Annotated in this window: 10 protein-coding genes; 4 read left to right on the forward strand and 6 right to left on the reverse strand. The window is 61.5% G+C overall.

Annotated features, from left to right (window positions below):
* Position 1: 1 nt before the first annotated feature.
* The 4 genes from NL112_RS08125 to NL112_RS08140 all read right to left on the reverse strand — a co-directional run bounded on the left by NL112_RS08125 (position 2) and on the right by NL112_RS08140 (position 4,051).
* Entirely contained in the window at positions 2-1,039 is a 1,038-nt protein-coding gene (locus NL112_RS08125; protein WP_255152173.1) for an LLM class flavin-dependent oxidoreductase, read from the reverse strand.
* 64 nt (positions 1,040-1,103) lie between these two features.
* Positions 1,104-2,246: an acyl-CoA dehydrogenase family protein gene (locus NL112_RS08130; protein ID WP_255152174.1), complete on the reverse strand. Its 1,143-nt coding sequence runs from the start codon at positions 2,244-2,246 to the stop codon at positions 1,104-1,106.
* Positions 2,247-2,795: 549 nt separating this feature from the next.
* Entirely contained in the window at positions 2,796-3,422 is a 627-nt protein-coding gene (locus tag NL112_RS08135) for an FAD-dependent oxidoreductase (protein WP_255152175.1), read from the reverse strand.
* A gap of 74 nt (positions 3,423-3,496) precedes the next feature.
* A complete protein-coding gene (locus tag NL112_RS08140; protein WP_255152176.1) occupies positions 3,497-4,051 on the reverse strand; it encodes an HIT family protein in 555 nt (184 codons plus the stop codon).
* A gap of 935 nt (positions 4,052-4,986) precedes the next feature.
* Between NL112_RS08140 and NL112_RS08145 the strand changes: the two genes are divergently transcribed.
* Positions 4,987-5,148, forward strand: a complete 162-nt coding sequence (locus NL112_RS08145) for a HalOD1 output domain-containing protein (protein ID WP_255152177.1) — start codon at positions 4,987-4,989, stop codon at positions 5,146-5,148.
* 39 nt (positions 5,149-5,187) lie between these two features.
* The gene (locus NL112_RS08150; RefSeq protein ID WP_255152178.1) at positions 5,188-5,442 is read left to right on the forward strand and encodes a hypothetical protein; all 255 of its coding nucleotides are present in this window, start codon (positions 5,188-5,190) and stop codon (positions 5,440-5,442) included.
* A gap of 894 nt (positions 5,443-6,336) precedes the next feature.
* Here NL112_RS08150 and NL112_RS08155 read toward each other — a convergent pair.
* Positions 6,337-9,804, reverse strand: coding sequence for a type IV secretory system conjugative DNA transfer family protein (locus tag NL112_RS08155; RefSeq protein WP_255152179.1), 3,468 nt, complete (start codon positions 9,802-9,804; stop codon positions 6,337-6,339).
* A 435-nt stretch (positions 9,805-10,239) separates the two neighbouring features.
* Between NL112_RS08155 and NL112_RS08160 the strand changes: the two genes are divergently transcribed.
* Together NL112_RS08160 and NL112_RS08165 are read left to right on the forward strand one after the other, a co-directional pair.
* On the forward strand, positions 10,240-12,147 hold the full coding sequence (locus NL112_RS08160) for a pentapeptide repeat-containing protein (protein WP_255152180.1): 1,908 nt from the start codon (positions 10,240-10,242) through the stop codon (positions 12,145-12,147).
* A gap of 337 nt (positions 12,148-12,484) precedes the next feature.
* The gene (locus tag NL112_RS08165; RefSeq protein WP_255152181.1) at positions 12,485-12,979 is read left to right on the forward strand and encodes a hypothetical protein; all 495 of its coding nucleotides are present in this window, start codon (positions 12,485-12,487) and stop codon (positions 12,977-12,979) included.
* A gap of 119 nt (positions 12,980-13,098) precedes the next feature.
* On the opposite strand, the gene NL112_RS08170 is transcribed toward NL112_RS08165, so the two are convergent.
* Positions 13,099-13,869, reverse strand: coding sequence for a transcriptional regulator TbsP domain-containing protein (locus NL112_RS08170; protein WP_255152183.1), 771 nt, complete (start codon positions 13,867-13,869; stop codon positions 13,099-13,101).
* Positions 13,870-14,648: the final 779 nt, after the last annotated feature.

Genomic DNA, 14,648 nt, shown 5'->3' on the forward strand with positions numbered 1-14,648 from the left:
GTCACGACAGTTCGGCGACGACGCTGTCACCGAACCGCTGTACGTTCTCCGTCAGCCGGTCCGCGGACAGTTCCGGAAACACCATCCGCGGGATGACGTGCAGTTCGCCGGGGACCATCCGGTCGAGTTCTCGAAGCCGTTCGATGACCGTCTCCGGTGACCCCACCAGCGCTCCTTCGCGGAGGGCGTCGAGCCGGTCGTCGCTCATCGTGTCGATATCCCAGTCGGAGACGTCGCCCGACTCGGTCTGTCTGGCGTACGCACGCCGTGCGGCGACCAGTCGCGGTGCGAGCTCGTTCCAGGCCTGTTCGTCGGTCTCCGCGACGTGTGCGAACTGCATCAACACGACGGAGAACGGGTCGTCGTCGTTGCGGGTCGCCTCGGCGAGCGAGACGTTGCGCTCGAAATGCTCGTACGTCAGCCGCTCGGCCCAGTCGTCGGGGTAGTAGACGAACCCGATGTGGCCGTCCGCCATCCGCGCGGCGCGGCGCACTGCGGGCTTCGACATCCCGCCCAGGAGGACGGGCGGGCCGCCGTCCTGTGCGGGCTTCGGCTCCACGTCGACATCGTCATACTGGAACAGCTCCCCCTCGTGTGAGAACGCTCCCGGCGTCCACGCTCCGCGGCAGATCTCCAGCAACTCCTCGACGCGGGGCGCCCGCTCCGACAGCGGTACGTCGAACACCTCGAACTCCTCGCGGACGTAGCCGTTAGCGATGCCGACGCGAAGTCGGCCGCCCGAGAGCAGGTCGACTGTGGCCGCGTCCTCGGCGAACCGAATCGGATCGTACAGCGGCCCCAGTGCGACGGCCGTGCCGATGTCGATCGTCTCGGTCGCCGTAGCGAGTGCCCCACACAGCGGAAACACCGACGGGAGGTAGCCGTCGTCGAAGAAGTGGTGTTCCGAGGTCCAGACGGCGTCGAACCCGCTGTCCTCGGCCACCTGTGCGATATCGACGGTCTCCCGGAACACCTGTTCGTGGGTCTTCTTGGTTGCATCCGCACGCTGTGCGGTCAGCAGCCCCAGTCCGAACTCCATGTCGTGCGTTCACACAGCCGTCACTAATAGGTGTCCGTGCTCCGGGGCGGATCACCGTTCGTGGTCACTGCAGGTACCGGGGCTGGTAGCCGTTGCGCTTCAGCCCTTGACTGATGGAGTTGCGCTGGACCTCCGGCGTGCCGCCAGCGATCCGCCGGCCCCTAGCCATCCGGTGGAGATACTCCAGCGGGTGGCCTTTCTGGTAGCCGTTCGCGCCGTGAATCTGCAACGACTCGCTGACGACCTCTTCGACCATCTCCGCCGAGCGGAACTTCGCTATCGAGGTCTCTATCTTGTCGGGCGTCCCGTCGTTGTCGATGGCGCTCATCGCTGCCTGATACGTTATGGCCCGACACATCTCCACCTCGGCGACCATGTCGGCGAGTTTCCACTCGATGCCCTGGAAGTCGGCGATGGGTTGCCCGAACTGCTCGCGGGTCGTCGCGTGGTCCAGCGCCTTGTCGATGGCGTTTATCGCTATCGCGTTGGCGATGGCGGCGCCGCCGAGCCGTTCCCAGTTGAGCGACGAAAGCATCCGCTTGAACTGGCCCGACTCCCGGACGAGCACGTTCTCCGGCGGGATGACGACGTCGTCCATGTAGAACTGCGTCTGCGTCTGGTTCTCCATGTTGGTGAAGTGCTGGTTTATCTCGACGCCATCGGCGTCGAAGTCCATGATGACCATCCCCAGGCCTTCGGGGAACTTCGCCCACGTGACCGCCGCCGTCGCCTCCGGAACCAGACTGACCCATATCTTCTCGCCGTTGAGGAGCAACTCACCGCCTTCCTCGGTGACCGTGGTGGTCATCGACTGCACGTCAGACCCGGCTTGCGGTTCCGACATCGCTATCGACAGGAGCGCATCTCCCTCGATTACGGGTTCGAGGTATCGTTGTTTGGCTTCCTCCGACCCGAACATCGCGACGGCCCGCGGAGAGACGAAATGCTGTGCGACGAGTGCCATCGCCGTATCTGGGCAGACCCGACCGACCGTCTCGATGAGCAAGAGTGCCTCGAACTCCGTCATCCCGCCGCCGCCGTACTCCTCGGGGTAGTTGATGCCGAGGAACCCGTGGTCAGCGAGCACCTCGATGTTCTCCCAGGGGAACTCGCCTTCCCAGGAGAACGCCTTATCCGCGAACTCCGACTCCGCGAGTTGCCTCGCGGAGTCGACTATCATCTGCTGCTCGTCCGAAAGCTGGACCATGTTGCTCGTCCGATGAACAGCCGTCTCAATATACATTATGGTCGAAGTGGGTTGCTCTCGGAACGAGGCATGCGTAGCAGCTCGCTCGTCGGCCGTTGCGTCTGATGGTCTCCTGTCCAATAATATCGAACGATACGTGTCTGACCGTCACACCTCTGGGTATCTGTCCGGTTCGCGGGTTCTTTTGGGAATAACAATCGTATTAGTGTTATTCGAGCCGAACGCGGTCTCATCTCAAATCCCGCCCTCTCGGCCCCCTATCCCACCAAGAATCGATCTGAGGTTCTTTTTCGAACGGTGAGTGAACCATCGCCGAAACCGTTCAACGATATCGAATCGATCGCGACAAGTGTCTCAGGGGTATATTCGGGTCTTCGCCCGTCTCATGGCCTGAAACGTCTCTGAGTCGGATTCCATAGTCAGACTGGCACGGCTGTCGGTGTCTGTACGTTCAATATCCTCGAACGAATGGGTGCAGGCGTCAGGTGCGTCGCTTGTCAGGCGCGCAGGCTGGCGAGTTGCTCGGGGACTGACAGAGCGTTTGCAGTATCACTCGGGACCGAAGTTTTCGACCTCGGCGGCATCGGGATCGAGTCCCGCAGCTTTGATTGCTGCAGTCGCTCGGTCGACGAACGACGCGAACCCGAACACGAACAGTTGCTTATCCCCGTCAATCTCTTCGAGCGGGTCCGTCAGATCGGACACTCCGAGGACGACAGTAGCTCCCTCCGCTTCGAGCGTGGTGAGGCGGTCGGCGTGGGCCGGATCGTCGCCTTCGTACAGCAGCGTCGCGTCGTGGTCTGTCGCCCGTGCGCGTTCACCGATACCGACAGCTGGCCCGATACCAGGCCCGGCCGCCAGCACCACTACATCGTTCCTGTCCGCGTACTGGACATCACCGAACGGCCCGTCTATCTCGATAGGGTCACCGACCTCTCGGTCCGCTAGCCACGTCCCGAGCGCGCTGTCAGAGGTGACCTGTACCGTGATTTCGAAACTGTCGTCCGTGGTCGGTGACGAGATAGTGTAGTAGCCGGTCTCCTCAGTACCGTCGATCATCGCCCGGACGAGAACGAACTGTCCAGGGAGGGCATCGAACTCTCTCGGTGTCTCAAGCGCGAGCGCTACGGTCCGAGTGCCCACCTCTTGGCACGACTGCACGATTGTCTCGACCATCCAGAAGGAGTCTCTACCGTTGGGGTATTATCTGTTGTGGCGCAGGGCTTTCGCCGGATTCGGGCCGACGAGTGTTAGCACGAAATGAAGAGATGAGGAAGATCCGGACGGCTCTCGATTGAAACTCCGTCGAGTTCGCGGAGTTCCTTGCTCAAGCGGGTGTAGGTGGCATCCAGCGACTCTGCAATCACTGTCAAGTCGGCGGTGACAGGCATGAATCCAGTATCCGAATCCCAACGTGGCACAACATGGGCGTGGACGTGGTCAGGAACGGAGGCTCCGCCAGCACTGCCGATGTTCATCCCGACGTTGAACCCCTGGGGTCTGAATGCGGCGTCGAGCAGTCGAGAGGCAGTCTGCTGGAGTTGTGCGAACTCGGTGTATGCCGCCGACGGGAGGTCGTGAAGCGTGGGGGTGTGCTCGAACGGGATTATCATCAGGTGTCCGGGGTTGTACGGCGAGTTGTTGAGGAGTATATACGCGTGTTCGGTCTGCGCCAGGATCCGCACGTCGTCGTCGTCCGAGTGATTTGGCAGTTCACAGAACACACAGCCGTCTAGCCCTGCGTTTCGCCCGGCATCGTCCTGCTCGACCCATTTTATTCGCCACGGTGCGAATATCTGCTCCATACACCCGTATTGCAACTACCAATTATCAATGTTGGTGCGGGGACTGGCGCCTCGTCGATCTCCTGCTTTCCCGCAGTGTTCGAATCTCTGTGTCCGGTGAGGGTTCCTCTTCCCAATACATTTATGCTGGTGTGGATTCACCCGATACCTGTCGGTACAGTGGAGTGACACAGGCGATTCCATGGTGGCCCATGCCTCGCGTGGTCGTCCGCTGTTCCGATACTGTCTGTTCGGCAACAGGGTGTCACCCCTGTCCCGATGACGGACCGCCGTTGCCCGGCGGCGGCCCGCGATTCGGGTTCCAGTTGATGCCGATACCGAGGCGGAGTGTTCTCGGCCGAGCAGCGACCGAACAGATCGCGTCGACTTCTGCCTTCGATATATAATAGTTTGTAAATACAGATCCATCCCTCTTCGCTTCGAGTCGCCAGTACGTGTCGAGAAACACACGTCTAAGATGCTATACAACTCTTCGAGTCTCGACGGCTGGAACCATGTTAAATTGATATATTCGTAATACGCGTTGGTGATCAGGGCCGAATCGCTTGTGTCGCGTCGGATTCTTAACCTCACTGAATCGTCGTTTTGAGGTACCTGGACGCGTTTTTCTGTCTATCACTCTCTGTTTGTCTGGTGGTGCTTATCCGGGGGTTGTCTCAATGATTATTCAATTACTTATAATTCGGCTAGTTACAATTAATTAAATACTTGAACGGCGGCGTGAGAGTTCTTGCGTGGTCTCGCGTCCGTCGTACTGTTCTCGGAGCGGAGCGCGGCCGCTGTCCGTTAGGGAGAAAAATGGCCTATTGATCCGGAGAGCCGTCCTCGGGAGCTATCCGTCGTGGGTAGGGTTCCCGACTATTGGGGCATCCGGAAGTAACGTATCGAATCGTCTCGGAACTGGAGATCTCGCCGACGTCGACCAGTTGCAGCTGATGGAGTACGTCGACACGGAGACGCTCGAATCGCTCGTCGACCACGCCGAGGAGCGATCCGACGCGGACGTTACCGTCCAGTTCGACTACGACGGCTACATCGGAGACGTCTCCGAGGACCGGGTCGCCGTCCTCGAGGACGAATCACTGCCGCAGTCGTGATATGGCTCTCACGTGGCTGCCGCTCCTGTCCGGCCCGGTGTGGGTCGGGACCTTCCGTCGACGGTCATCGTCCCGCGATTGCGGCTGACCGTCACGTCGACGGCGATGGCGAGCGAGGTCTTACGAGACGGTACCCGCTACGATCCACTGGAACTTCCGCTCGCGGCCAGCGAGGATGGCTGGGTAGTCCGCGACCGAGAGTTGCCACAGCGACCCGTCCGAGTCGGTGGATTCGACGTGTCGCCGGTGAAGCCGTCGGCGGATAGATCGTGGTCGGACGCCGCCGTCGGCTGATCGGGACCAGACATCAGTCAGGGTCTCTGGTGCCGTATTCGTGTTTGAAGGTTTGGCTGGTCCGGGCGGGAGTCTCACTCCAAGCGTTCCCACCCGCCTTTACTTCGAGTGGAGATTCCCTATTCTATGCTTCTCTTCTATTGGATCGGGCTACAGGTGATGCGGACACTTAGCGCGAAAATCCGCTGTGAACAACCTCCCACGAGCGTGGAGCGAACAACCAACCCCCGTTTCGCGTCCAGCGGGGTTCCGGTCACCGACACAATTTTGGACAGTTGGACGTAACAGGCCTGAAGATACAGATATCGGCCGAATAGACGTAGCTTGCAGAACTCGCGTCCCCACTTCGCTTCGATCGACAGCACCGTTCACCTGCATCCGTGAACAGTTGGCTGTACAGCACTGCTACGCCGAATATTATAGTCCATACGGCCACCATATCGAACAGTCGACCGAGACGAGAAATACGCCCAGATAGGCACTGAAACAGCCGCTATTACGATATTTGGGGTGAATACAGAACTGGGGTACGCATACGAAATCCGACTACTCTGCCGGAATAGACGCCGCTCATATCTGAACACAGTCATCACGTCAGGGAATTTCGTCGTCCACCTCAATTCCTTTCGATATTCGGATATGCGTATCTCGACATCGTCTGAACTCCCGCCTCCAGGCATCTGCAATGCGATTCTCGAGAGCGATTGCGATGCTGTTCACATCACCTCTCAGCATCGCTGGATAACGAAGCTCCACATCGGCCGAAATCACAGTTACAGCGGATTCTACGGCCGAATGTTCAATCAACAGAGGGGCTGGCGCCTGTCGACACCGGGGCGACGAGGGGTCGATCCAGCTCACACCGCCGAAAACAGTTCCAGTCGAAACAGTGGCTCACTCGGTCGCAGAGGGCCGCTCGTCGACGGCGTCGATCACGCCAGATAGCGTCCGCATCTCCGTCAACCCAGCCGTGTCGATCGAGACGCGGGTCGGCGCGGTGTTCCGACTGTAGGATTTCTCGACACGCTGTGGGCCGACGAGCGGGTCGTTGAGCGCATCGAGCACGTCGTGGGCCGTTGCCCGCCCATCACAGAGCCAGATGGCTGCAGCGGGCGCACAGTCGGCCATCGTATCGAAGTCATCGAGCACGGCCCGTGCCGTGTCGTTGGTGTTTCGTTCCGCCTCGAGCGCGACGACGACGTCGCCGTCGGCGTCCAGCCCCGCGACGTCGAGTCGCTCGTTCCCGACCTGGTGATACATGCGGGCCGTCTCGGCGGATGAATCCGGATCGGCGACGAACGACTCCTGAACGAGCTGGTGACCGTACAGCACCATCAGCCGATGGTGCGTCGATTCGCCGAGATCGCCGACGCCGTCGCCGTGGCCGACACCCCCAGCGTGAGCGACCTCGATCTCGTCGCGGCCGGCCGGCGTCACCGTGTACAGCGTGAACGGCCGCTCGCAGTCCTGCCGGAGAAGCCCGTCCTCGCACAGCTGCTCGACGGCCTCCGGATCGAGACCCGCGTACTCGCGGAGCCGGACCATGCTGTCCCGACAGAGATCGTACTCGATGGTCGGGTCGAACCGCTGGTGGCCGGCGTCGTAGACGAGCTGGAGAAAGAGCAGTTGGCCGACATCGTAGTCGCTGTCGGCGACTTCGCCCGGCGAGAGCTGCAGGCTCACGTCACAGACGGGGATCTCGTCGCGATCGACCCGGTCGAGACTCGCACAGCAGTCGATAGCGTTCCGGATGCCCTCGCTCGAGGGTGGATGCCGGGACCCGCAGTTCCCACACTCGAGTGCGCCGGCGGGCTCGTTGACATCGATACAGTTCGGGAACCGGTCGGTGAGCTGTAGCGTCGGCGGCAGCGTCCCATCAGTCTGCCCCGGCTGTCCGGCCTCGCTCGCGGTGGTCTCGGTCCGGGTGTCGGTATCCGCCGCCTCGTCGACGGCGAGCCCGTGGTTCCTGCGGGTCCGGTCTTGCACGTCGTCGAACAGCTCCCCGAAGGCGGCTTCCCGGGCGTCCGACAGCGGGGTATCGCTCTCGGGGTGGCCAGCCGGCAGCGGCAACGACGCCATGACGAACGGCTGGGGGCGTGGCTCGCCGAACGGCGCCGGCAGCGACGCCATCCACTCGCCGCGTGAGAGCGCCCGGAGCCGGTTGCCGACCTCGTCGGCGGGCATCGCCTCGGTGGCGAGGCGCTGCTGGAGCTGGGTGTCGGCGGCGACGTTGCCCGTGAGGACCGAGCCGACGTTGTTCATGAGTTCGTCGTACGTGCGGGGTGCGACCTCGCGCAGCTGGCCGGGGAACTGCATCGCCAGCGTGACCGACAGCCCGAACCCCCGCGCCTGCGAGAGCAGATCGGTCACCAGCTCCGAGACCGCAAGCGTCGCTGCCTCCTCGAGATACAGGTTGACCAGCGGCGGGTCCGTGCTGGCTTGGGCCCGCCGCTGGAGTGCGGTCCACAGCGTCGAGAGCATGACGAGCGCGAGCGCCCGCTGGCTGCGGGTCCGAAGCCCGCCGAGATCGACGATGACGACCGCGTCCTCGTCGAGCACGCGGCGGAGATCGAACGCGGGGGCGTCATCATCGGGCTGGTGGTTGAACACGCGAGCGAGCCGGTCGTCGACGGGGATCTTCTCGATGCGATTCGCCACCCCCTGCATGATCATCTCGAAGGAGCGGTCATCGTTGGCGGTGACGCCCGCGAGCATCCCCTGGAGGTCGTCATCGGACACCTGCGGCGGCTGACCCTCCTCGCGGAGTCGCCGGGCGGCCCGCTGGAGGTCACGATGTGTGAACGCGTCGGCGCCGTACTCGGGGTCGAACAGCGCCTTCACGAGATACTGGATGACGTCCGGCGAGCGGACGGCCTCGTCGAAGTTCTCCTCGGCCATGACGCCCCGCAGAATCTCCAGATAATGGTCCACGACGTTCTGGACGGCGGTCGTCCGCGAGACGCCCGCGGCCAGCTGATCGCGGATGTCGAAAAACGAGACGGCGGGCACGTACTCGCTGCAGTCGAAGTAGTAGACGTTTTCGAGCGTGCCGTACTCGGCGTAGTGGGCCCGCAGGTACTCAACGGGCATCCCATCCCCCTTCGGGTCGATCAGGATATCCGCGCCGTCGGTGGCGGCGTGGTTCTCGAGGATGGCGTTCGTGAGCGCGGTCGATTTCCCCGAGCCGGTGCGGCCGAACCACGCGACGTGGAGCGGCTGTAGCTGGGGTGGGAGCGCGACAGTCTGTGAGAGCGTCGAGCCGTCGGCATCGAGCGGGTGGCCAAGCGGCATGCCCGTCTCGTAGTAGTCGAGTTTGTCGGCGTCGGGTGGCGTCGTGCCCGTTCGTTCCGCGGGCGGCGCCCGGAGTGCACGGCGGGCGCTGTCGGTTAGTGAGGCCCCATCGAGCAGGCAGAAATGCGGGACGGTCGTCGAGTCGGCGACGATGCGTGGGGACTCGGTGCCGACGAGCGGGAGCCGCCGCGTGAGATCGTCGCGGAGCGCGTCCGGTTCCGTGGTCGCGGCGTCGGCGACCCGTTCGTGGAGTTCCGCCGCGTCGGTGTGGGTGGTGGCGGTGATCTCGTAGAAGTCGCCGCCGACGGCGCTAAAGGCGGCCGCGAGGTCCCGGACGACTGGCTCGGCGTCGGGGCCGCCGGCGAGCAGGCGGGCGTTGACGTCGAAACAGTGGCGCTCGGATTTCGCGAGGATGGCGTCGATACGCGTCCCGGGGACGCTGCCGGCGTCGCCGCGCCGATGCTCGGAGCGGCGCGGCGAGTGGCGATCGTCGTCGGTGTCGACGCTTCCGAACAGGAACGTGTAGAGTCGCTGGCCGAGCGTGTCGCGGTGGTCGTCGATGCGGCGAATCCGGTACTCGGCGTCGCCGCTCCAGTCGGGTTTCGGAGTCAGGAGCGTTTGATAGACGACGGTGGCGTCGGCGTCGGTCAGCCCCTGGACGATGGATTCGAGCGGGAGGCCGGGAGCGGCCTCGACCCGGGCCGTGTCGTGTTGTTCGGGGGCGTCGGTGAATGCGGGTGGACGCAGGCGCGTCTGCCAGTCGTCGGTGCGGTCGCCGCGGCCGTGGAGCTCGGCGGCGACGGGTGGCCCATCGAGGTCGGGCATCGGGTCCGTGTCGACGCGTTCGATCCGGTAGCTGTCGGGCGTGAGCCGATCGAGGATGCGGGCGAGGGTGTCGCGGGCCCGGGGCCGGGTGCCGGCGTAGTAGGCGATCTCGTCGTCGGCGACGAGCAGCCACTCGACGGGCGCATCGAGCGCCTGGTGGAGCTGTTCGAACTGGCCGGTGATGCGGTCCGCGGGGAGCGGGTCGTCGGTCGGGCGGATGCGGAGGTAGTCGTGGTCGGCTGCCATTCGGGCGGGCGTAACGGGATGGTGGAAAAATACGCTTTGGTTTATTCGGAATTTATTCCCTCCAGAGGTTGGGTGTCGTCGCTCGAACGGGCTTTCGAAAGCCCCCGGGCGCTCCGGTTGCGCGGCTCGCTGCGCGCTTTGCTCCCGTCGGTCGCTGCAGTGCTTGCGTCGCCGGGCGTCCCGGAGCGCCCGGCCCCTTTCAGTCCCACCCTGGTCGGTTGGGCGGTAGGTGGTGGGCGGGTCGGTGGAGGATGCAGGAGAAGCACACATCGCTCAAATACCCCCGCAAAATCTGGTTGATTGTGTCGAATGAATAGGATTTCAACAGAGCCAGGATTTCCGCAATCCCCTACGTGCTTCTCCGAGAGATAAGTAGCCTTCGTCCGACTGGTTCTGTCACACACTTTGAAGAACTGACCACTCCTTGCCGGATCTATGCCATCCGTCGATGGAACCTGCGAGTACGTCCTTGACCCAGACGATCCCGAAACGTGGGGTGGCGAAGAAGGTGACGAGTGTCACGTTGATGAAGACGTGTTGAATGATGATGGTGTGTGGACTTGTCCGCACGATGTTGAGGAGGGCGAAGAGTTGTGCATATTCCATCTGCCAGTTGAGGAGAAAGACGATGAAGCAGTCGTGGACGCATTTTTGAACAGTCTGTATAAAGCCGATGGCGATGATTGTCCAGAGAAGCGACACTTGGAGTTCCTCGGCGCCGAGTTCGGCGTACTCGACTTGAGTGATAGCCCGCTCGACCTCACAGTCGAGAACGGAGAACTTGTGATGGCCTATGCCGAAGTTACTGGTCCGTTAGATTGGTCCGACTCAGTCATTAATTTATCGACCATTAACCTGAGCCACATCAAATGTCGCGATACCACCAACTTCCTCCTTGCAGAGTTCAGGGGGGAAACTACCCTCAGAGGTGCAACGTTTGTGGGCGATGCCAACTTCAAAGGTTCAACGTTTGGAGATTCTGCTCACTTCAAGAATACAACCTTTGAGAGCACCGCCAGCTTCACAGATGCAATGTTCAAGAATGACCTCCATTTCGGAGGTGCGGAGCTGGGGGGCGATGCAGACTTCACAGGTACAACATTCGAGGCCAGCGTCCACTTCAGAAGTGCAATAGTCAAGGGTGACGCGCTCTGCAGAAGTGCAACGGTGAAGGGGTTTGCCGAATTTGGAAGTGCAACATTCAGAGGCTTCGCTGAATTCGATGCTGCAAGTTTCGAGTATACCGCCGAATTCGGAGATGCAACATTCGAAAGCGGTGCCGGCTTTAGAAGTACAGCGTTCGAGGGAGACATCGACTTCACGGATGCAAGGTTTGAGGATGGGGTTTATTTCACCCATTCAAAATTTAGAGGGAATTCCTACTTCCGAGATGTAACGTTTGAAGGCGATGCCGAATTACGCTCTGCAAAGTTCGGGGGTAGTGCCGTCTTCAAAAATACAACGTTTGAGAGTGCTATCGACTTCAGTAAGGTTGAGTTCGATGGTGATCCTTTTTTTGATGATTTAACACTCGATGGGGCTCAATTCAAAAAAGCAGACCTGACGGACGCAACCTTCGCCGAGACGAGTCTCTGTGCTGGCAATCTTGAGTCGGCTCTTCTGAGTCGAGCGACGTTATTCGGTGCAGATCTACGTGGCGCAAAACTGAACGGGGCTGTGCTTGGAGATGTCCGTATCGACGACGATACGAAATTCCTTGGTCATCCCACTGACGATAGCGACTCCTCCCCACACACCCTCTCGGCTATCCGCTCACGACCGACCTGTGTCTATGACCCAGACTATGAGGAGGAGAGCGAACACGCAGACGTGGACAAGGCGAAAAGCGTCTACCGGGCTTTGGAAGAACTCGGCGGTAAACACGCTCGCCCTCGGTTACAGGCTCGGTCCTTCGTCCGACGCCAAGACCTCCAGAAGCAGGCCTATTGGGACGATGCGACAGCAGATGATGCGAGCCTCGAAGAACGGTTCATAGCAGGCGCTCGGTGGAGTCGTGCGAAAGTTGCCAGAGCGACACTCCTCTACGGCGAGAGCCCGTGGCGAGTCGTCGGGACGACAGCTATAATTATTGCTTTATGTGGGCTCTTATACCCTCTTTTTGGTATCCAGACAGATGGCCAGGTAATCACATATAGTACGAATACCGTGTTTGAAACACTTGCCGACAGCTTTTACTTCAGCATTGTCACGTTCACCACACTCGGCTATGGCGATGTGCAGCCTGCGGGACTGGCGCGGCTGGTAGCAGTCCTCGAAACAATCGCGGGGTCTGCGTTGCTTGCCCTCCTCGTGTTTGTCTTCGGCCGAAGAGCGACCCGATAGTCATCTCTGTTTCGTGTAGAAAACTCTGTGAAAGACGCGCCGCCCGCGCGGTTCGAGAGATGGAGAACGTTCTTCCATGACCGCTCGTCTCTCGACAGAGGCACGTGGCAGCAGGGGTAGAAACCTGTTTGCGGAAATATCCCGCACGTGGTTGCCAGAATCTGACCATCTCAACACCGGGGGGAGTTCTTCCCAACTAGATTAGGCTAAATTGGTCGATACAACGCAGAGATGGAATGTGATTCTCCTCGGACTAGTAGAGGTACCGTCGCGATGCCCCGGGGTATCCATGATCCCGTGCAGAGGACTTATTCGATATTCAATACTATGTGACACCATGCCCTCCTCGTTCGTCCGCGAGAAGCCCCTCCAGGGCCTCAAGCTCACCATGATTATCGGCACCCTCGCGTTCGCGGTAGGTGGCTTCGTCGGGGTTCTGCCCGGGCAGGAACTGACCGGCCTGCTGTTGCTCGCGTTCTTCCCTGTGCTTCTCGCCGTCGTGGTCGCTGGTGAGGCGCTTCTGGCCGGCTACCGACTTGCGCGAGCCGACGATCCCGGGGCTCGACTCACGGCGCGACGCGGGTACACGGTGGTTCGCGCGACCGAAGTGGTCGTGGCCATCGCCGCGCCCGGGCTATTCTACGTGCTCATCGTTCAGATCGGCGGTGAGACGTCCGGCCCGGGTGCTATCGGGCTTCTGTTCGTCGGGATCGCTCTTGGCGTGGCGGCCTACGGTGCAGTGGTCCTGCGGATACTCGTCGAGTATTATTACCACCGCGAGCGTTCCTCGGTGTCGAAAACGACCGAACACGGTGGGAACGTGGCGAAATAGCCCGCCGCTCGTAGCGAGCCCGTCATCTATCCGAAAGCACGAGTGCAGCGGCGACGGCAAGCAAACCGCAGCGGTTCATCCGTGTCTTCCTACCATGGAAGACACACCTATTGTCCCCGTTACTCGAGGCTCGTTCGGAGTGCGTCGGCGAACTCTTCCGGGTCGAGTGGCTCCTCGAGAACGAGGCGCTTCGGCGGGCGACCACGGCCGGCATCTGACACGGGCTCCCGGTTGATGAGGCCCGCCGCTTCGAGGTCGTGGGCCATGTTCGAGATAGTGCCGGTGGTGACGAGCGGGTGCGTATCAATCAGGGTGTCGAGTTCCTTCTGCTGGTGGTCGTGGGCGGCCGCCGCGAGACACAGCAGTCCGGGCAGCGAGACCGACTGATAACGGGTGCCGACTCGGTCGGACATCTCGGCGGCGGTTTCGATCGCGTCCCTGAACGGGCCGCTGAGGGTTGTTTCGGCGTCGCTCAGGAAGTCGTGCCAACCGGCTGGCGCGACCGGCTTCTCGAGGGCTGTGGCCTCCTCGAAGCGAGTTCTATAGGCGTCTGCCAGCGTGGGGTTCGTCGTCGTGACGAACGGCTCGGCGGTGGTGGCTGCCAGTGTCGGTGTGGCGACCCGGACACATTCGTCGGCGACGACGGCGGTTTCGACGGTGTCGTCCTCGAACGTATGGACGGTCGCTCCGTCGTCGAGGAGCTGCTGGAGTTTGCTGATCGTGAGTCTGTCGCGGTCGAGCGTGTCGAGGAGGGCGTCGGTGAGCAGGAGGTCGGCGTTGGTGTCGGTGGTGAGGCGATGGTCGATGTAGCGGCGGGTGTACTCGGGGGAGGCGGAGACGTAGAGGGGCGGCCCGGGGAGGTCGTCGAACAGTGAGCTGTCGGTCGGCATGTTGGTTCGGTGTGTCGGGGCTGCTACTTCAGGTGTCGGGCTCTGGGGGCTGGGAACGCCCCGCGGCGCTCGTCGGCTGTGACTCGCTGCGCTCCTCACTCCGCTGCGGTACTTGCGTCGTCTCGCTCGACGAGCCACTCACGCTCCGCGACGACGACTGCGAGGTTGATATCCTCCTCCGCGTAAACGCGGAGGAATCCCGAGCGGTGGGAGTTTCAGGTTCACAGTCCAATCACCGGACTACCAGCCTTTTCGGGCACGGGTAGTCCCACAGCGTCGAACTGGTGGACTGCTGGCCATACCAAGTGGCCGTTACCCCTATCCTCAACCGTGTACGGCGTCCCGGTGTTGTTTTGGCCACGGGGACGCCAGCAGGTGTCAGCGGACTCGGGGGTAACGTCTGACTCGCTTTGAGCAGTCGGCATAGACACACTCTTCTAGAATGTGCGTTCACCGACTACCCTTTCGGATACTGCCTCGTTACGTGGGCGGACAGGCCGCCTCCGTAGGACGGTTCGGAATCCGCTCCGTTCCGACCGATTCCTATGCCATTGTAGGATGGCCTGTCAGTTAAACGCCAGCATTCTGAAACTCAGAGTGCTGTCGAACGTGGACACCCTCCCAAGTGCCGGCGCGTATCCACGGCCTGAAGGCCGTGGTATTGCGCCTGTCCAGCGTATAATCCACCTTCTGAACCGCGGTTCCGATGAGCATCTCGTCGTGACGCAGGTGGAGTGACCCCAACGCTCTTTACTTATTCGCTGTAAACTGTAACCAAG

It is taken from the genome of Halorarius halobius, from assembly GCF_024298865.1.
In the GTDB taxonomy this organism is placed as follows: Archaea; Halobacteriota; Halobacteria; order Halobacteriales; family Haloarculaceae; genus Halorarius; species Halorarius halobius.

What these genes read in the sequence shown, in the direction of transcription:
- NL112_RS08125 (WP_255152173.1), bottom strand. Translation starts at nt 1,039, where the DNA reads ATGGAGTTCGGACTGGGGCTGCTGACCGCACAGCGTGCGGATGCAACC.
- NL112_RS08130 (WP_255152174.1), bottom strand. Translation starts at nt 2,246, where the DNA reads ATGGTCCAGCTTTCGGACGAGCAGCAGATGATAGTCGACTCCGCGAGG.
- NL112_RS08135 (WP_255152175.1), bottom strand. Translation starts at nt 3,422, where the DNA reads ATGGTCGAGACAATCGTGCAGTCGTGCCAAGAGGTGGGCACTCGGACC.
- NL112_RS08140 (WP_255152176.1), bottom strand. Translation starts at nt 4,051, where the DNA reads ATGGAGCAGATATTCGCACCGTGGCGAATAAAATGGGTCGAGCAGGAC.
- NL112_RS08145 (WP_255152177.1), top strand. Translation starts at nt 4,987, where the DNA reads ATGGAGTACGTCGACACGGAGACGCTCGAATCGCTCGTCGACCACGCC.
- NL112_RS08155 (WP_255152179.1), bottom strand. Translation starts at nt 9,804, where the DNA reads ATGGCAGCCGACCACGACTACCTCCGCATCCGCCCGACCGACGACCCG.
- NL112_RS08160 (WP_255152180.1), top strand. Translation starts at nt 10,240, where the DNA reads ATGCCATCCGTCGATGGAACCTGCGAGTACGTCCTTGACCCAGACGAT.
- NL112_RS08165 (WP_255152181.1), top strand. Translation starts at nt 12,485, where the DNA reads ATGCCCTCCTCGTTCGTCCGCGAGAAGCCCCTCCAGGGCCTCAAGCTC.
- NL112_RS08170 (WP_255152183.1), bottom strand. Translation starts at nt 13,869, where the DNA reads ATGCCGACCGACAGCTCACTGTTCGACGACCTCCCCGGGCCGCCCCTC.